This window comes from Corynebacterium lubricantis DSM 45231 (assembly GCF_000379425.1).
In the GTDB taxonomy this organism is placed as follows: domain Bacteria; phylum Actinomycetota; class Actinomycetes; order Mycobacteriales; family Mycobacteriaceae; genus Corynebacterium; species Corynebacterium lubricantis.
This window is the reverse complement of record NZ_KB902181.1, coordinates 232,760-249,472: the sequence shown is the minus strand read 5'-3', so window position 1 is coordinate 249,472 and position 16,713 is coordinate 232,760. Positions and strand designations below refer to the sequence as shown.

Genomic DNA, 16,713 nt, shown 5'->3' with positions numbered 1-16,713 from the left:
TGCTGATCCAACTCACTGCGTTGGGTAGGCACCTGTTTGTAAGTAGGAACCAAATCGGGAATGAAATTATTCCCTACCTCTTGCGCGAGGAACTTGCTCAACTGTACAGTATTTGCCAGCTTTACCTCGCATTGGGGCTAAAGATTTTGTCCTCCAATATAGCCGAAATCGACTAGGGAGTGACATGCCCCGCTACAGCCATCGCTGCGCCCACAATACCTGCAGTATTGCGAAGTTTGGCGGATTTCACCGGAGTTTCTAGAGTCAGGCGTGGGACCCACTTCTCGTGGCTGCGTGAGATTCCACCGCCAACAATGAACAACTTGGGGTTGAACAACTTTTCATACTCCAGAAGCACTTTATCGATCCGCTTCGACCACTTCTTAAAGCTGAGCTCCTCACGGTCCTTCACCGCGGAAGAGGCCTGATGTTCTGCTTCCTTTTTCCCGACGAGCATGTGTCCGAGTTCCGTATTGGGAAAAAGCTTGCCATCAATGAAAAAGGCAGATCCGATCCCAGTACCGATGGTCAGGAAGATCACGGGCCCCTCGCTGGCCTCAGCGATTCCATGTTCTACTTCGGCGATACCTGCAGCGTCGGCATCGTTGAGTACAGAGATTTCGCGGTCACCCAAAGCCTTAGCGAACACGTCGCGAGCATTGGTCCCGATCCACGATTTATCAATATTCGCGGCACTTAGTGCGATCTGGTCTTTAATCACCGAGGGCATACAGATACCCACCGGACCATCCCACTCTTTTTGGGAAACAATCTCGGCGACCACGGCCGCAACCGCCTCCGGGGTGGATGGAAATGGAGTCTTAATTTTGACGCGTTCTCCGACAAAATCACCGGAGTCAAGGTTGACTAGTGCACCCTTGATGCCAGAACCGCCAATATCTACGCCAAACCCGATGTGCTCGTTGCTCATGGGCACAATCCTACAAAAACTTAGGAGCGCTGCCAGTCTGGGATAAAAAGGGCACAATCAACTACATGTCTGACTCCCACACTTCGTCACACTTCACTCCTGAAGACATCGCCGAATTCGCTCGACTGCGTGATCTAGCGGTCGATATTGCCACCGGTGCGGCTGACCTCGTGCGCACACAGCGTGCGCGTTTCAGCGCAGATGGAAGCCTGCGCGCCGAGACGCACTCGAAGTCTTCTGACGTGGACCCAGTCACGATTGTTGATAAAGCTAGCGAAAAGTACATCGTGGAGCGGATCGGTGCGGCACGTCCCGATGATGGGATTTTGGGAGAGGAAGGTGCCAACAAGCCATCGGCAACCGGATACCAATGGATCGTGGACCCAATCGATGGCACGGTGAACTTTCTTTACAACATCCCGGAATACGCGGTCTCTGTTGGGATAGCGCTGGGCAGCGAGCCCGTCGCTGGAGCAGTAGTGAACGTCGCTACGGGGGACATTTTCCAGGCTGCCCATGGAGCTGGAGCCACGGTGACGCGTGACGGCAAGACATCGGTGCTGCAAGCCGCACAGGTGGAAGACCCCGCTCGCGCCCTAGTGTCTACAGGGTTCGGATACACAGCGAATCGTCGCGAAGCTCAAGCAGGCGTGCTCACCCACCTCCTCCCGCGTGTCCGCGACATCCGTCGGATGGGTGCTGCCGCTCTTGAAATCTGTCGCGTGGCGGAGGGGGTAGTCGATGCGTACTACGAACACGGCATCCATCCCTGGGATTACGCCGCGGGAGCTGTGATTGCTACCGAATCGGGGGTAGTGTTCAGTCACCCTGGCCTGCAAGTTTCGGGAACAAAAGGTTTCCCTGTGGTGGCTACGGCCCCGGGGATTTCTGGATCGTTTCGGGATCTCTTCGCCGCGAGTGGGGGAGATCAGCAACTACCCCAATGACCTGCGGAGATGACATACGCCTTCCTATGCTTTAGTATCGCGTCGAAAGTTATCAATTAGGAATGCCCGTAACTTGAATGGGCAGCTCTGAGACAACTTCTTATGAATCAAAGTTGACCCGCTAGAAAATTCAGGAAGGCTACACCATGGCTACGGATTACGACGCACCGCGCCGCCGCCTTGACGACGAACTTGAAACCGAAGAGCTTGAAGGCTTAAAAACCACTGAGGTTGCAGGTAGTTCGATGGACGACGAGGGTGAAATCGTCGATTCCTTTGAGATCCCACAGGCCGACTTGTCGGGCGAAGAACTCAACGTCACCGTAATTCCTCGACGCGACGACGAATTTACCTGTTCGGTATGTTTCCTCGTGCAGAAGAAGAACCGGCTGGCATATATCGAGGACGGTGCTCCCGTCTGTCTCGACTGCGAGTAGGACTGCGCGCAAATACATAAAAGCAGCCACCTCCCAAAGGCGAATGAAAGGGAGGTGGCTGCTTTTCGTTGACTGGAATGCGACTAGGAAGTGCTCTCCGGGGTACTGATCTTGTCGGGCACGAAGGCCTCAAGCAATTTCTGAGGATTCTTGCTGGACAACAGCCAATATGGTGTCGGATCTTCCGGATCATCGAGAACGATCAGGGCTAATTGCTTGACCCAACCGTGGGAAATCACGAAGGCCGCCGGGTCGAGCTGCCGGCCCAGCGCATTGCGCTTTGCCGACTCGGGCACGACCATCGAGCGGGAAACGACGGAATCCGGCAAGTTCGCTTTATCGGCGAGTAGCCACCGTGTACCGTCGGCGTCTTGTTCGACCGTCAGCGTCGTCTTGGACAACCAGACCAAGACCCATGCACCGATAACCAGTGTGCCAACGAGCCAGATCAAAAACCACCAAAAGTCGCGGTTGAGGCTGAATTGGAAACCGACGAGCAAGGCGAACGCGATGAGCAGGGCCCACCAATACCATGGCACCCACTGGCGCTCGCGGTACAAAACCTTGGGCTTGGCAGCTTGGGGGGAGGCTGAGGCAGGGGACACAGATACTTCGTGGGCATTCGAGTCAGTCACGTCTACAACTTTAGGCTAGTCGGAAGCGAAAGTTCTATTCCGCTGCCGTAGGGTGGAAATCGTGACTGAAAATCAACACGATCTAGACGGACTTTCGCCGATTCCCCTGAAGCGGCTTGACACAGAGCTTCCGCTGCCGAAACGGGCACACGAAGGTGATGCCGGGGTGGACCTTTACGCAGCCGAGGACGTCACTTTGGCTCCCTTCGAGCGCGCGCTGGTGGGAACCGGGGTTGCATTAGCACTCCCAGTGGGGACAGTAGGCTTGGTGCATCCTCGTTCGGGACTCGCTGCGAAGCAGGGATTGTCCATTGTGAACAGTCCGGGCACCGTCGACGCGGGTTATCGCGGCGAGATCAAGGTCAGTCTGATTAACCTAGATCCCAGGGAACCGATCGAAATTACCCGTGGAATGCGGATCGCCCAATTGGTTATCCAGCGGGTTGAATTGTGCGATTTCGTCGAGGTCGATGAGCTCGATGAGACCGAGCGCGGCGCTGGCGGCCATGGTTCTACAGGCGTGAACTAACCCAAACCAGAGAAGTAGAAAGGTAGCAATTATGGCTTTGTGGCCATTTGGCAAGAAGAGCTCGGAGAAGAGCTCCGAGGACACGCCCGCGAGCGAGCCCGAGGTAGCGTCGGCAGAGAGCACGGAGGCTTCGCTTAACAACGAAGCCCCTGTGGCTCAACCCGATCCTGCGGAAAAAGGAGCGAACGAAACGGAAGCACCCTTGGCATCCGGGGTCTCCGAGGGTTTTGAACATGACCCGGTCAACGGCAACGTCGGCCCATTTGATGGTGATTCCGTTGAGTTCAACGACTTTGATTTTTCCGACTTTGGCGTATCCGTGCTCAACCTCGGTTCCCTGCGGATCCCGTTGCCGAAGGACACTCAGGTCCAGGTAGAGATGGGCGACCAGGGGCCGAAGATGCTGCACATCGTCACTCGCCACGGGCGGATCACACCGGTAGCTTTCGCAGCACCAAGCTCGGGTGGACAGTGGGAGCGCTCCGTCGAAGAAATTTCGGACGGGATGCGGCAACAGGGCATGCCCACCAAGATGGAACTCGGCCCATGGGGCAGGGAAGTCGTGGGCACCGGGGTCAACGGTTCGATCCGAATTATCGGTGTTGACGGTCCGCGCTGGATGCTGCGTATGACGCTGGCCTCACCAGAAGGCAAAGAAGTAGAGCTTGCTACCTTGGGCCGCGAACTTACAGCACGCGTTTTTGTCTACCGCGGCAATGACCCAATTCTTGCAGGTAACTCCCTCCCGGTAATCTTGCCTCAGCAATTGGCCCAGCAGGTACAACAGGCAGTGCAGCAACGTGCACAGCAGCCAGCTCAGGGGCAGCCTGCCCAGCAGCAAATGCCCGACGCGATGCGTCGTTTGATGGATGGCGACGAGGAGAATAAGCGCCCGTGACCGAGGCTGAAATGAAAACTGGCGACATTATTGAACTCACGGCAACCTCGATGGCGCACGGTGGCGAGGCAATCGCCCACGCTGACGACGGTCGAGTTGTGTTTGTCTTGGGTGCCGTCCCCGGAGACTCCGTGCGAGTTTCCGTGACCAAGACGAAGAAACGCTGGGCCCGCGCGGAAGTCCTCGAAGTGTTGACTCCATCGGAAAATCGCATCGCGTCCACCTGTGAGGCTGCCGCCCACGGCGCTGGGTGCTGCGATTACGCGGTCATCGCCCCAGAGGTGCAGCTCGGCTACAAAGTCGACGTCCTCACGGGCCAACTCGGAGCCCTCGCGCAGCGCTCCGGAGTCTTGGAACGCTTCGACCTCGAAAAAATCGAACCCGTCCAGCTCACTCCCACCCTGGGGTGGCGCACCCGAGTTCGACTCGGCGTCGATGAACAAGGCCGTGCTGGTCTACGGAAGCGCAAGTCCACCGAAGTAGTCACTGAACCATGCAGCCAAGTCTTCCCAGGTCTGATCCACGATCTCTCACAGTTCGATTTCACACCCGGTGCGGAAGTCGTGGCCGTCATGGACTCCAATGGGAACCGACACATCGTTGAGTCGAGCAGGGTTCCCCGCGGTCGTCGTGTAGAAAAGATCACCCGTGTCATCGAAGGCTCCGGCGAGGTCATCGAGCGTGCCGACGGACACCAGTTCACATTTCCTGCCACCGCGTTCTGGCAAGCGCACACCAATGCGCCGGATACCTACACCCAATTGATTCGCTCATGGGCAAAGGAATCCTTCGAGTCCACCGTGGGCTGGGACCTCTACGGCGGCGTTGGCGTCTTCGTCCCTGCAATCGCTGATGCACTGGCGAAAGAGGGCAAGGAAGGCAAGATCATTTCTGTTGACTACTCCGCTTCCGTTGATAAAAGCCAGGCCGAGCTGGACGGATACAACCTTGAACTGGTCAATGGTCGGGTTGAGGCTGTCGTCGCTAAGCTTGAAAAACCTGGACTCGTCGTACTGGATCCACCGCGCGCGGGTGCCGGCAAAGAGGTCATCGAGACGATTGCTGCGCAGGCGCCCGAACAAGTCATCCATGTGGGATGTGATCCTTCGACTTTTGCTCGCGACCTTGCTGATTGGGGCGAGGCGGGATATCGCGTGAATCGGATGGCCTTGATTGATGCTTTTCCGAACACTCACCACTTCGAGGTGATGGCTGAACTGACCCGTTAGCAGTGTAAGATGTTCGATTAACACAAAGGGAGGCTATGCACTGGTGAAGCAGAGCAATGGAGGTCCAATGAGTGTCCTGAGTAAAATCAAAACTCCTGCGGACCTTAAGGCGCTACCTCAAGCAGACGTAGAACTATTGGCTGATGAGATTCGCCAATTTCTCGTGGAAAAGGTGTCTGCCACGGGTGGCCACCTGGGGCCTAATTTAGGTGTCGTCGAAATGACAATCGCGCTGCATCGGCAGTTCGATTCGCCTGATGAACCCATTATTTGGGATACCTCGCACCAAGCGTATGTGCACAAGATTCTGACCGGTCGGGCCGATCAATTCGATGTCCTGCGCCAAAAGGACGGCCTGTCCGGCTACACGGACCGAGCTGAGTCCGAGCATGACTGGACGGAATCCTCGCATGCTTCGGCTGCATTGTCCTACGCCGACGGCATGGCGAAAGCCTTCGAGCTGCAGGGCAAGGGCGACCAGAATGTTGTCGCCGTTGTGGGTGACGGTGCACTGACCGGCGGCATGTGTTGGGAAGCCCTCAACAACATTGCTACTGGTGAGCGCAACGTTGTCATCGTGGTTAACGACAACGGGCGCTCTTATTCGCCGACTATCGGAGGTTTCTCCAATAACCTCGAAGGCCTGCGCGCGCAGCTGGCGAATCTTCGCATCCAGCCGGCCTACGACGAGGTCATGGAGCATGGCAAGAAGACGCTGAAATCCATGGGTTGGGTCGGCGAGCGCACCTTTGATGCGTTGCACGCGCTGAAGGAAGGTGTGAAGTACCAGGTTCTGCCAACTTCGATGTTCCCTGAGCTGGGCATGAAGTACATCGGCCCGATCGAGGGCCATGACTTGAATGCGCTGAATCAGGCCTTTGAGTACGCGAAGAAATACGACGGCCCGCTCATCGTGCACGTGGTCACCGAGAAGGGCCATGGCTACGCGCCGGCCTTCAACGACGAGAAGGATCAGATGCACACCATCGGTGTGATGGATCCCGAAACCGGTGTGCAGAAGAAGTCAACCAAACCGGACTGGACTTCGGTGTTTTCCAAGGAGATCGTGGCGGCCGGCGAGAAGCGCGACGATGTTGTGGCTATCACCGCCGCGATGTCGGGACCGGTGGGGTTGCAGCCTTTTGCTGAAAAATTCCCGTCTCGTTTTTACGACGTGGGCATTGCCGAGCAACATGCAGTGACCTCGGCGGCGGGTCTCGCGCTCGCGGGTATTCACCCCGTGGTTGCCTTGTACTCGACCTTCCTGAACCGCGCATTTGACCAGCTACTCATGGACGTTGGCCTGCTCAAGCTTCCAGTGACCTTTGTCCTCGACCGTGCCGGTGTGACCGGCCCAGATGGCGCCAGCCACAACGGTGTGTGGGACCTGTCGCTGGTCTCTATCGTTCCTGGTATCCGTATCGCGGCTCCACGCGATGCCACACGTCTCGCCGAGGAATTCAACGAGGCCATCGAGGTGACCACGGGCCCTACCGTGGTGCGCTTCCCCAAGGGTGATGTCGGCGCCGATCTCGAGGCAGTCGAGCGACTTGAATCGGGCATCGATGTGCTGTTCCGCCCAGAGGCCGCGGATGATTCCGATGAGGAGACCCTCGAGGTCTTGTTCGTAGCGGTGGGGACGTTCGCTGAAACTGCCATCGAGACGGCGGCGTCGCTTCGCGACGAAGGAATCTTGGTCACCGTGGTTGATCCTCGCTGGGTGTATCCCATCACCCCTGAGCTCGTGGAGCTTGCCGCAGGCGTCGATCTGGTGGTCACCATGGAAGACGGACTCATCCGCGGCGGTGTTGGTTCCGCGCTCGCCGAGGCGCTTTCTTCTGCTCAGGTAGACACGCCACTGCGCCAGCTCGGTTTCCCGAGTATTTACCCGCGCCCGGCAACGCGCCCGCAAGTGCTTGAAGAAGTCGGTCTTGACCAAGCGTCGGTGACGCAGCAGGTCCGCGAGTGGGCCAACTTTTTGGCGCGCTAAACCCTAAAGCTGGCCGACAATGATGGGTGCCGTGAGTTGAATCTGCCACTCACGGGCCCCTTTTTCGCCGAGCAAGCTGGCCATGCGGTGCGTTGTCCACGACGCGCTCTGAGACGAACCATTCGTTGTTTCCCACACCGTTTCACTGAGCAGTTTCGGTGCAAGAATATTCTCCACAGGAATCTCAATGTCCTCCGACAAGTCGAGGACGTCCGCACGAATCTGCTGCAGCACCTGCCACGAATCCGGATGTTCACGCTCCCAATAAGATTTCCCGGGTGGGTAGGAGTGTTCCCGCTCAATCAGCGGATACACCGCAGGCGAATCCTCGCGCGCTTGCACGAGCGAGTCCCACGGGTCAAACTTCCGGGACACCCCACGAATCCTGTGCACCGAGCGTTTCGACGAGGGCATCTCCTTCGCAATCTCAATCAATGCCCGGTTCGACAATAATGCGCCAGGGGACGTGTCAGTGACGCGAGCAATGTACTCGCGGTCCTCCCACAGATGCTTGGCCACATTCAGCGAGGCCCGCGAGCGAATACTCTTGATCCCCTTCAGGTCACGCCAGGTGCGCTGCCGCTGCTCACTCTGGGCGCTGCCGGTTGAGACAAGATACGCAAATTCCTGCTCGGCGATACTCAACTTGTTTTGGTTGGCCAGGAACTCGGCCTCCGCTGTGGCGAGCTCTTCGAGATAAGCGACATCGAGAGCCGCATATTCCGCCCATTCTTGTGGCAGAGGCGATTGGGACCAGTCCTCGCGCCCGTGGCCCTTTTCCAGATGCACACCCACGAATTCTTCGACCATGGCAGCGAGGTTGGGCCGCCGAAACCCACCGAGGCGCCCTGCGAGTTCCGTATCGAAAAGCTCCCCAGGCTTGAGTCCCAACCACGACAGGCTGGGGATGTCTTCGCCCGCGGCGTGAAGGATCCACGCTTCGTCGTTAAGCACTGGTGCAAAAACATCGGCGAACTCCTCGCGCAAACCTTCGGGAGCGATCAAGAAAGTTGGTGCCCCGGGGCGGGTGACTTGGACGAGAAAGGCGCGATCATCATAGCGAAAGGATGAGGCGCGCTCGGTGTCCAAAGCAAAACGACCGCTCCCGCGAGACAGCGCGGAAGCGGCACGTTTAAACCCCTCGAGCGAATCAACGAGTTCATAATCTACATGGTCGGCGTATTTCACGCCCTCTATGCTAACTGTTGCCCAGGCGAGTGACACCCTCTGGAGGCAGACCAGCCACCAAAGCCAGGACCTTCGAGAAGGCCTCCACGTGGGTGGACAGGTCGATCCCGTCGGCAGTCCACGACGCGCGCATCTCTAATTGGTGCGCACGAGGAGGTCCGCCGATCTCGCCGAAACGGACCGACGCGGTGGACGTTACGGTGCCGCCAAGGTTTGTAAATCCCGCGCCTGTCTCAGCCAGCGACTCGTTGAGCCACTGCCAGGCAACGTCGGGGAGCAATGGATCGGAAGCCACCGCATCATCCATGTCGGCCTGGATATAGGCAACGAGGCGCATGGTGCCCTCCCATGCCTCTTCCGCATCGGGGGAGTGCAACAGGATAAGGCGACCAAAAGCATCGCCGGACGAGTCTTGAGGCACCGAATTCTCTAGATCGACGTCACCGTGGGAGACCTCGAGCCCAATCGCGTGGCTATATGGCGCAGGGCGTTGAGGTGGGCGAATCGTGCCTAGGGTGATTTCTTTCCGCAGCGTCGCCGCATGCATGGATTCCACCGCAGCACTAAACTCCTCTGGCAACGCATTCGAGTCGCCTTCAGCATGCGACTTAGTTGCAGGGGACTGGGAGTTGGAGTCGGTATTCGTCACGCCCTCCAAACTATCGAGCGCGCCACTTATTTACGGGGAGGCGCGCCGAGGGTAATACCACGCTTGGGAAGGCAGGTTCACGCTGAGAAAATTTCAGGGGAGTCGTGACTTTTGGGTAGCGGCAGGGGCTAAGATAGATCGTACTTTCGTTTGATACCAGATCCGGTGCGAAACGAAGAGACGTATTTTTGAAAGGAATACTAGGACGTGGCAAAACTCGATTTTGAAAAGCTCAACAGCATGCAGCGCTACACCCAGTGGGCGATCTTCCGCGCCATCCCAGGCGCGCTCCCGCAGGACCGCGAGGACATCATCGCCGAGGCAACCAAGCTTCTCGACGAGCTGGAGAACGAGGGCGACCTCATTATCCGCGGCATCTACGATATTTCGGGCATCCGTTCCGATGCGGATCTGATGATTTGGTGGCACGCCGAAGAGTTTTCCACCCTGCAGGATGCGCTCTCTCGTTTCCGCCGCGATACCGTGCTCGGCCAGTCGTTGGAACTCCACTGGATTGGCAACGCACTGCACCGCCCAGCAGAGTTCAATAAGTCCCACCTGCCGAGCTTCATCATGGATGAGGAGCCAGGCGAGTGGATCACCCTGTACCCATTCGTGCGCTCCTACGACTGGTACATCATGGACGAGCAGAAGCGTCGCAAGATCTTGTCTGAGCACGGCCAGGCTGCGCGCGACTACCCAGATGTACGCGCGAACACCGTCCCAGCCTTCGCACTGGGCGACTATGAGTGGATGCTAGCCTTCGAGGCTCCGTCCTTGGACCGCATCGTCGACCTGATGTACAAGATGCGCTACACAGAGGCCCGCATGTACGTGCGCGAAGAGGTGCCATTCTTCTCCGGCCGCCGCGTGGCCGAGATCGGCGAGATCGTGAAGGCGCTGCCTTAATTTTTACAGAAAGAAATCGACCGATCGTGTCTATTTGGGCCAATGGAGGCCCCTGAGACACGATCGGTCGATATCTTTTTCGAGGCTATTTAGCGTCGAACTGCATCGAGATCGAGTTGATGCAATAACGCAGGTCAGTCGGGGTATCGTACCCTTCGCCTGCGAAGACGTGTCCGAGGTGAGAATTGCAGTTTGCGCACAGCACCTCGGTGCGCCGCATACCTAGCGTGTTGTCCACGCGCTCGATGATCTTGTCTCCCGCCAGCGGGGAAAAGAAAGATGGCCAGCCACAGTGCGACTCAAACTTCTCGGTCGAGCGGAATAGCTCGGCCCCGCATGCGCGACAGCTGTACACACCCTCGGCTACGTTATCGGTGTATTCGCCGACTCCTGGAGGCTCGGTGCCTGCTTGGCGGAGAACGTAAAACTCTTTGTCGTTAAGCTTCTCGCGCCATTGTTCCTCGGTCCAGTCTTGATAATTGACCATGATTAACTCCTTGCGCTTTTTGTTGACGTGATACCAATACTACCCACGTTGCCCCCACGATGAGAAGGGCCGCCCAGCCGACCATAGGCAAAAACGTGGTCAGCCACGTACCCACCATGGGGAAGTTGGGCGAGTACCACGTCGCAGGCGCCAGACACAGCACTGCTGCGACCCAGGCCATGGGGTTATGGAACAAGCTCACGCGCTGCACCACGGTAAACATCGCCGGGAACAGCATCATGGAGTAGTAGGCCTGCCCCAGTGAGCTCAGCAGAAACACACCAGTGAGCAACAGCGCAGCTGTGGTGGTGGCCCACAGCAGCTCGTCGGTGTGCCGGAAGCGCGCGAGCCCCAGCACAGCGACGGCAACGCAGGCTGCCAGGAAGATCCAGAGAGCCCATTCGAACCACGCCGGCATGCCGAAGTATTCCGCGAAGCCGGCCAGCGAGGAGTTGGCGTAGTCACGGGTCTCGCCGAGGTAGGGCACAAGCTTCGTCGTATATTCGCCTGCACCCGGCGTCAGCGGCCATGCGACGAGATTAAGCAGAACCGGCACCGCGATCCCGCCCAGCAGGGCCTTCCAATCCAGTTTCACTAGTGGCAGGAACAGCAAAGGTAAGAACATCGGCTTGACGACGATCGCCAGCCCCAACACAATGCCCGCTGCCCAGGACCGACGGTGCAGCAACAACCACAAGAACCCGACCAGGGCGAGCAACAAAATGCCGTTGATATTGGAGAACACCAGTGTATTCGTCACCGACTCGGTGAGGAAGGCAAGCGCGATCGAGATGGGAAACAGCGGTGAACTCAAGCGGTGGCCCACCATGCGCGTGAGAATTGCCAAGGCCGCGATGATGGCTACCGCGTTCAACAAGATGAACCACGGCCTGATCACATCCGAGTCCGCGACGAGCCCGAGCGGCGAGAGCAATAGGGTGGCGCCCGGGTTATAGAGGTAGTGCGGGTTGACGTGGTGGTAGATCTCGTCGTAGACCGGCACCCGCTCGACGAAGCGCCGTGCAGCCGTTTGCACCGTGGTGAAGTCGTCGGTGGCAGAGCCAGTCCAGGCCAGCACGACGAGGCGGTGGGTCACCAAAAAGATAGCCACCGGCCACCCGATGGCGTTGCCTACTCGGTGCCAGGGGACGCTCGCGGGTCCGTTGAGCGGAGTGGGTGCGCTCCACGCTGAATCTAGTCGTTGCAATGTCACGTGCCTACCGTACCCGGCGGTACCGCAGGAACAGCAACGAATCGTCGGTAGCGCGGGCATCTTCTAGGCGCATTCTGCGTGCATATGCGTTCCCGTTGGGGCGCGGGGCCAGGAGTCGGGATGCGGAATCGCTATGTATCAGGGGTTCCAGTGTGTAGTGGAAAACGTCGATTAGGTCGGCGTCGAAGAGCATGGAGAAGATTCCAGGGCCGCCCTCGCACGTGATGCGGCCATAGCCCCTCGCGCGTATGATCTGCATCCACTCTTCGGCGCTGCCCGTGCCCGCATCGATGAGTGTGGCGCCCGCTTTGCGGAGTGCTTCGCGACGAGGGGCCAGCGCCTCGTCGTCAAGCGATGCTCGGGGTGTAAGTATCAACGGCGAGTGGCGCGCCTCGGTGAAAAACGGGGAGTTGGTGTCGAAGCCGAGTGACTTGGACGGTATCGCGAAAGGTGTATCGGACGGGCCGTAGCCCTCTGCGCGCACCGTGTTCGCACCGACCAGGATGCAATCGGCCCACGTGCGCAGACCGAGGAGAAGATCGGTGTCTGTTTGATTGCCGAGGGCTTGGCTGGTCCCGTCGGTGGAAATGGCGCCGGCCAGCGTGGCAATGGCCACGGCGCGGACCTCGCTGTCAGGGGAGTCCCCGATGAGCTCGGTGGGAGAGATATACGTGCGAGTTTCCATACCCACACATTAGTAAAGGCCACCCCGTGAAGGGTGGCCTTTGATGGAGCGGATGACGAGACTCGAACTCGCGACCCTCACCTTGGCAAGGTGATGCGCTACCAACTGCGCTACATCCGCATCAGAACTCTTGCGAGTACTTGGTGCGCGATACTTGGATCGAACCAGTGACCACTACCGTGTCGAGGTAGTGCTCTACCGCTGAGCTAATCGCGCAAAATTAAAGCTGGAGGTGGATACGGGAATCGAACCCGTGTACACGGTTTTGCAGACCGTTGCCTAACCACTCGACCAATCCACCGTGGAGTTACCTCCAAAGTACGCTATATGTACTTGGAGCGGATGACGAGACTCGAACTCGCGACCCTCACCTTGGCAAGGTGATGCGCTACCAACTGCGCTACATCCGCATTTTCAAGGTTTTACCCTTGGTGCGCGATACTGGGATCGAACCAGTGACCCCTACCGTGTCGAGGTAGTGCTCTACCGCTGAGCTAATCGCGCGAAACATTTCAACCAGGCCCGGTGAAATGAGAGCGGATGACGAGACTCGAACTCGCGACCCTCACCTTGGCAAGGTGATGCGCTACCAACTGCGCTACATCCGCATGCACTTCGCTGTGCATTACTGCGTAGCTTGGTGCGAGTCAAAACTTTAGCCTGGCTATGTTCCAGAATACAAATCGTCAGGTCAGGGGGTGGTTCTGCCGTGTAAGGGAAGTTGTGAATTACATGAATGTAGTCCAATCGAGGCTGATTTGGCTGTTTTGGGCCCTGACCTGCCGATTAGGTGGTCTAGTGGGGTGCAGAGTATGGTTTTTATCTGTTAGTTAGGTCCTATGGCTCAGTGGAAGAGCGTTCCGTTCACACCGGAAAGGTCGCTGGTTCGATCCCAGCTAGGACCACAAATGATGTGAAGTTGCCTCGCAAGCCAGCACTTGCGGGGTTTTTCTTATTCCAAGCCCGGGGTCCAACCGGTACCATTTGTGATATGGCTAACAATAGCGCGAGCAATGACCCTAACGGTGAAGGCCGGAACGGCAAGAACTCCGGAGATAATAACCTTGCCCTTGGCGCTGCGTTTCTTCCCATTGGCATTGTCTTTCTTGTTTTGGGCCAGTGGCCGGTGGCGATTCCATTTCTAGTTTTGGCATTGGTTTTTTTGGCCAGTCCTCCTCTAAACGCTCTGGAAAAAAGTAATACCACCGGCATAACCCGTGCTAAAGATAATTATTTTCAAAAACGGGGAACTTTTGAACTACAACTTTCGACTAGTGGTGTGATGGATCCTGCTTAGGGTTTATCGTCCAAAAGAACTACGATGTTTACTGATAGTTCGTCCACACCATGTGCCGATCGATTCGGATCGGATTGCTAGGTTGCTCGGTAGTTTCAAAGGAGATTCAATCAGTGCGTTACCCACGTCTTCGCCGTTTTGCTGTTGGCTCGGCAGTCGCGCTGCTTGCAGTGTTTTCCGCGCCACAGGTTCTTGCCCACGACACAGTGGTGGGTGGGGTCCCGGCAGACGGTGAACAGGTAGCTGAATTTCCCGAGGAAATCGCACTGGAATTTTCCGGATACGTGAACGAAGGCTTCAACACCTTCGCTATCTCGGATGCGGACACCGACGAAGTGTTGTTCTCTGGCGAGCCAGTGGTCAACGAGCGTTGGGTCACCCTGGAGGTGCCAGAAGGCATTGATCCGGGTCCGGGCAACTACCGAATTGGGTTCCAGATTACGTCCTCCGACGGTCACGCGACTCGCGGAATGACCAACTTTAGCGTCGAAGGCGCCACAGAGGCTCCTGCTGCGAACGCAACCGAAGGGGAGTCGGCCTCAGAGGAGACTGCAGAGGCAGCCTCCGAGACTGAACAAGCTGAGCAATCTGGAATTTCGCCCTGGGTGTGGGCGGTTGGTGGCATCGTGCTTGTGGTTATCGCGGTAGGCGGCATCATGGCCGCTTCCAAGAACCGCAAGTAACTTCATTCCAACAAGGAGAAAAACATGTCCCGTCGTCTGACCACTGGTATTGCTGTACTCGCTGCTGCCGTCACACTGGTAGCTTGTGGAGATTCCACCAATGCCACTTCAGATTCGGCTACAAACACCGCAGCTGAAACTACTGCCTCCGAAGAGACCGTTGCTGCCAATGCGGAAGCAATCGTTTTGGAGGAGCCAGTAGTCCGCGCCATGGAAGCGGGTAAGGGAATGACCGGCGTGTTCGGCACCCTGGTCAATTCCACCGATCAAGACATCAACATCGTCGATTTCAGCACCAGCCTCGGTGAGCCAGTCAATGAGCTCCACGAGGTAGTTGACGGTGTTATGCAAGAAAAGGACGGCGGTTTCGTCGTACCTGCCAACGGCACCTATGAGCTAGCCCCCGGCGCCGATCACATGATGATCATGGACTACGAAGAAGCCATCGAAGCGGGTGACGTGATCGACGTGACCATCGAAGATTCCGAGGGCAACACCTACGACGTCGCCGACGTCCCAGTGCGCACCCTTCTTCCTGGCGACGAGAACTACGGCGAAGACGGAGGTCTCGAAGGACACAATCCAGACGCAGAGATGGGTGACTCTGACATGGGTGATATGGAGATGCAGCACTAATTTTCACCAACTGAGTTACTAAGGGAAATTGAAGGTAGGAGTAAACATGTCTGTGTCACGTCGCGGATTCATATCCGGTGTGACTGTTGCAGCTTCCTCGGTCGCGTTGGCCTCCGGATTGAATTCCGGCGTGAATAAGGCGCACGCCAGCGCATCCATGCCGGCGGACGAGCCAGAATCAACCAACGAGGCGGATAGTAAGCGTCTGGGTCAGGCAACCGTTGAATTTGACGGCGAGCACCAGGCAGGAATCGCCACTGCACAACCGGCCCACCTCAACCTTGTGGCGTTCAACCTCAAGGACGATGTGGACCGTGCAGGTCTGCGGCGCCTCATGCGGCTGTGGACGGAAGATGCGCGCGCGTTGTGCGCTGGTGATCCTCCGCTGGGCTCTCTTGAGCCTGAGATGGCGCAGACCCCTGCGAACCTCACCATCACGGTGGGTTTCGGCCCGGGTGCTTTCGATGCCGCGGATGTAAGCGATCAAAAGCCCGGTTGGCTGAAGCCGCTGCCGGAGTTTTCCTTGGACCAGTTGGAGGACAAGTGGGGACAGTCGGATCTGGTCCTCCAGATCTGTTCCGATGATCCCACTACCGCCTCTTTTGCTATGCGTCACATGGTGCGCTCCGGCACGGACTATGTGGACACGGGGTGGCTGCAGCAAGGCTTCCTGTCTGCCGACGGCGCCCTGCCCAAAGACTCCACGCCACGCAACTTGTTCGGCCAAGTCGATGGCACGGTTAATCCGCGTATCGACGAAGAATACTCCGAGCAGGTGTGGATCGATGAGGGTGCCGACTTCACCCGAGGCGGCACATCGATGATCGTGCGCCGGATCAACATGAACCTGGATACGTGGGAGATGTTGGATCGGGTCTCACGCGAAAACTCGATGGGACGCAACCTGACCAATGGTGCTCCACTCACCGGCACTGATGAGTTCGACGACCCAGATTACGACGCCATTGACAAATACGGTCTACCGGTGATTGATAAGAACAGTCACATGGCGCGGGCAAAGGCTCCATACGATCACCCGGAGCAAAAATTCAAGCGCCGACCCTACAATTACGACATTCAACCCGACCCAGCGCTTGGGCAATTGTCTAACGCAGGACTCGTGTTCATCGCTTTCCAAAAGGATCCTGACGTGCAGTACGTTCCCGTGCAGCAGCGATTGGATGAATCAGATCGCCTGAACACCTGGATCTCGCATATCGGGTCTGCCGTGTACTGGGTACCACCAGGGGTCTCGGTCGACGGCGAGCGCGACAAGTTCTGGGCAGAGTCATTGCTTATCGACGAAGCCAAACCCGACGCTGAGTCCTAAAGTTTCGGGGCCTACGAGTAGACTGTGCGAGTACCCAATA

18 protein-coding genes and 7 tRNA genes are annotated in these 16,713 nt (G+C 57.5%); 12 read left to right on the top strand and 13 right to left on the bottom strand.

Translation table 11 applies throughout. The features are described from left to right. Positions 1 to 172 precede the first annotated feature (172 nt). Positions 173 to 931, bottom strand: a complete 759-nt coding sequence (gene ppgK / locus A37O_RS0101235) for a polyphosphate--glucose phosphotransferase (protein WP_018295668.1) — start codon at positions 929 to 931, stop codon at positions 173 to 175. A 65-nt stretch (positions 932 to 996) separates the two neighbouring features. Here ppgK and A37O_RS0101230 point away from each other — a divergent pair, with 65 nt between their 5' ends. Together A37O_RS0101230 and A37O_RS0101225 are read left to right on the top strand one after the other, a co-directional pair. Then, positions 997 to 1,878 (top strand): inositol monophosphatase family protein, encoded by an 882-nt coding sequence (locus tag A37O_RS0101230; RefSeq protein WP_018295667.1) that lies wholly within the window; start codon positions 997 to 999, stop codon positions 1,876 to 1,878. Positions 1,879 to 2,024: 146 nt separating this feature from the next. After that, entirely contained in the window at positions 2,025 to 2,315 is a 291-nt protein-coding gene (locus tag A37O_RS0101225) for a DUF4193 domain-containing protein (protein ID WP_018295666.1), read from the top strand. Positions 2,316 to 2,398: 83 nt separating this feature from the next. Here A37O_RS0101225 and A37O_RS0101220 read toward each other — a convergent pair whose 3' ends face one another. Beyond that, positions 2,399 to 2,950, bottom strand: coding sequence for a DUF3093 domain-containing protein (locus A37O_RS0101220; RefSeq protein ID WP_018295665.1), 552 nt, complete (start codon positions 2,948 to 2,950; stop codon positions 2,399 to 2,401). Between the two features lie 52 nt (positions 2,951 to 3,002). On the opposite strand from A37O_RS0101220, the gene dut reads away from it, so the two are divergent. The 4 genes from dut (at position 3,003) to dxs (ending at position 7,596) form a co-directional block, all read left to right on the top strand. After that, positions 3,003 to 3,479 (top strand): dUTP diphosphatase, encoded by a 477-nt coding sequence (gene dut, locus A37O_RS0101215; protein WP_018295664.1) that lies wholly within the window; start codon positions 3,003 to 3,005, stop codon positions 3,477 to 3,479. Positions 3,480 to 3,510: 31 nt separating this feature from the next. Beyond that, on the top strand, positions 3,511 to 4,377 hold the full coding sequence (locus A37O_RS0101210) for a DUF3710 domain-containing protein (protein WP_018295663.1): 867 nt from the start codon (positions 3,511 to 3,513) through the stop codon (positions 4,375 to 4,377). Further along, positions 4,374 to 5,606: a class I SAM-dependent RNA methyltransferase gene (locus tag A37O_RS0101205; RefSeq protein WP_018295662.1), complete on the top strand. Its 1,233-nt coding sequence runs from the start codon at positions 4,374 to 4,376 to the stop codon at positions 5,604 to 5,606. Before A37O_RS0101210 ends, A37O_RS0101205 begins: the two co-directional genes overlap by 4 nt. Positions 5,607 to 5,673: 67 nt before the next feature. Next, a complete protein-coding gene (dxs, locus tag A37O_RS0101200; protein ID WP_018295661.1) occupies positions 5,674 to 7,596 on the top strand; it encodes a 1-deoxy-D-xylulose-5-phosphate synthase in 1,923 nt (640 codons plus the stop codon). Between the two features lie 3 nt (positions 7,597 to 7,599). Here dxs and A37O_RS0101195 read toward each other — a convergent pair whose 3' ends face one another. Both A37O_RS0101195 and A37O_RS0101190 read right to left on the bottom strand, forming a co-directional pair. Further along, complete coding sequence (locus A37O_RS0101195; RefSeq protein ID WP_018295660.1) at positions 7,600 to 8,784, bottom strand: HRDC domain-containing protein; 1,185 nt, start codon at positions 8,782 to 8,784, stop codon at positions 7,600 to 7,602. A gap of 10 nt (positions 8,785 to 8,794) precedes the next feature. Continuing rightward, a complete protein-coding gene (locus tag A37O_RS0101190; RefSeq protein WP_018295659.1) occupies positions 8,795 to 9,433 on the bottom strand; it encodes a DUF3000 domain-containing protein in 639 nt (212 codons plus the stop codon). Between the two features lie 240 nt (positions 9,434 to 9,673). Between A37O_RS0101190 and hemQ the strand changes: the two genes are divergently transcribed. Continuing rightward, the gene (gene hemQ / locus A37O_RS0101185; RefSeq protein WP_051077927.1) at positions 9,674 to 10,342 is read left to right on the top strand and encodes a hydrogen peroxide-dependent heme synthase; all 669 of its coding nucleotides are present in this window, start codon (positions 9,674 to 9,676) and stop codon (positions 10,340 to 10,342) included. Positions 10,343 to 10,427: 85 nt separating this feature from the next. Here the strand turns inward: hemQ and msrB are convergent, their stop codons facing one another. The 9 genes from msrB to A37O_RS0101140 all read right to left on the bottom strand — a co-directional run bounded on the left by msrB (position 10,428) and on the right by A37O_RS0101140 (position 13,335). Continuing rightward, positions 10,428 to 10,829: a peptide-methionine (R)-S-oxide reductase MsrB gene (msrB, locus tag A37O_RS0101180; protein ID WP_018295657.1), complete on the bottom strand. Its 402-nt coding sequence runs from the start codon at positions 10,827 to 10,829 to the stop codon at positions 10,428 to 10,430. Further along, the gene (locus tag A37O_RS0101175) at positions 10,780 to 12,042 is read right to left on the bottom strand and encodes a glycosyltransferase family 87 protein (protein WP_026196024.1); all 1,263 of its coding nucleotides are present in this window, start codon (positions 12,040 to 12,042) and stop codon (positions 10,780 to 10,782) included. Before A37O_RS0101175 ends, msrB begins: the two co-directional genes overlap by 50 nt. A gap of 4 nt (positions 12,043 to 12,046) precedes the next feature. Further along, positions 12,047 to 12,727: a dihydrofolate reductase family protein gene (locus tag A37O_RS0101170; RefSeq protein WP_018295655.1), complete on the bottom strand. Its 681-nt coding sequence runs from the start codon at positions 12,725 to 12,727 to the stop codon at positions 12,047 to 12,049. A 44-nt stretch (positions 12,728 to 12,771) separates the two neighbouring features. Next, a tRNA-Gly gene (locus A37O_RS0101165) sits at positions 12,772 to 12,847 on the bottom strand. A 21-nt stretch (positions 12,848 to 12,868) separates the two neighbouring features. Continuing rightward, positions 12,869 to 12,943 (bottom strand) — tRNA-Val (locus tag A37O_RS0101160). Positions 12,944 to 12,954: 11 nt separating this feature from the next. Then, positions 12,955 to 13,028 (bottom strand) — tRNA-Cys (locus A37O_RS0101155). A gap of 33 nt (positions 13,029 to 13,061) precedes the next feature. Beyond that, positions 13,062 to 13,137 (bottom strand) — tRNA-Gly (locus tag A37O_RS0101150). 19 nt (positions 13,138 to 13,156) lie between these two features. Further along, positions 13,157 to 13,231, bottom strand: a tRNA-Val gene (locus A37O_RS0101145). A 31-nt stretch (positions 13,232 to 13,262) separates the two neighbouring features. After that, positions 13,263 to 13,335: transfer RNA gene (locus tag A37O_RS0101140), tRNA-Gly, on the bottom strand. Positions 13,336 to 13,560: 225 nt separating this feature from the next. Here A37O_RS0101140 and A37O_RS0101135 point away from each other — a divergent pair. The 5 genes from A37O_RS0101135 (at position 13,561) to A37O_RS0101120 (ending at position 16,673) form a co-directional block, all read left to right on the top strand. Then, a tRNA-Val gene (locus A37O_RS0101135) sits at positions 13,561 to 13,632 on the top strand. 86 nt (positions 13,633 to 13,718) lie between these two features. Next, positions 13,719 to 14,024, top strand: a complete 306-nt coding sequence (locus A37O_RS16355) for a hypothetical protein (protein WP_156802450.1) — start codon at positions 13,719 to 13,721, stop codon at positions 14,022 to 14,024. Positions 14,025 to 14,137: 113 nt separating this feature from the next. Next, the gene (locus A37O_RS0101130; protein WP_018295654.1) at positions 14,138 to 14,707 is read left to right on the top strand and encodes a copper resistance CopC family protein; all 570 of its coding nucleotides are present in this window, start codon (positions 14,138 to 14,140) and stop codon (positions 14,705 to 14,707) included. A gap of 24 nt (positions 14,708 to 14,731) precedes the next feature. Then, entirely contained in the window at positions 14,732 to 15,343 is a 612-nt protein-coding gene (locus A37O_RS0101125) for a copper chaperone PCu(A)C (RefSeq protein WP_018295653.1), read from the top strand. Between the two features lie 46 nt (positions 15,344 to 15,389). Next, a complete protein-coding gene (locus A37O_RS0101120; protein WP_018295652.1) occupies positions 15,390 to 16,673 on the top strand; it encodes a Dyp-type peroxidase in 1,284 nt (427 codons plus the stop codon). Positions 16,674 to 16,713 lie beyond the last annotated feature (40 nt).

Coding starts and splice junctions, on each gene's coding strand:
- ppgK (WP_018295668.1), bottom strand. CDS start 931: ATGAGCAACGAGCACATCGGGTTTGGCGTAGATATTGGCGGTTCTGGC.
- A37O_RS0101230 (WP_018295667.1), top strand. CDS start 997: ATGTCTGACTCCCACACTTCGTCACACTTCACTCCTGAAGACATCGCC.
- A37O_RS0101225 (WP_018295666.1), top strand. CDS start 2,025: ATGGCTACGGATTACGACGCACCGCGCCGCCGCCTTGACGACGAACTT.
- A37O_RS0101210 (WP_018295663.1), top strand. CDS start 3,511: ATGGCTTTGTGGCCATTTGGCAAGAAGAGCTCGGAGAAGAGCTCCGAG.
- dxs (WP_018295661.1), top strand. CDS start 5,674: ATGAGTGTCCTGAGTAAAATCAAAACTCCTGCGGACCTTAAGGCGCTA.
- hemQ (WP_051077927.1), top strand. CDS start 9,674: ATGCAGCGCTACACCCAGTGGGCGATCTTCCGCGCCATCCCAGGCGCG.
- msrB (WP_018295657.1), bottom strand. CDS start 10,829: ATGGTCAATTATCAAGACTGGACCGAGGAACAATGGCGCGAGAAGCTT.
- A37O_RS0101170 (WP_018295655.1), bottom strand. CDS start 12,727: ATGGAAACTCGCACGTATATCTCTCCCACCGAGCTCATCGGGGACTCC.
- A37O_RS16355 (WP_156802450.1), top strand. CDS start 13,719: ATGGCTAACAATAGCGCGAGCAATGACCCTAACGGTGAAGGCCGGAAC.
- A37O_RS0101125 (WP_018295653.1), top strand. CDS start 14,732: ATGTCCCGTCGTCTGACCACTGGTATTGCTGTACTCGCTGCTGCCGTC.
- A37O_RS0101120 (WP_018295652.1), top strand. CDS start 15,390: ATGTCTGTGTCACGTCGCGGATTCATATCCGGTGTGACTGTTGCAGCT.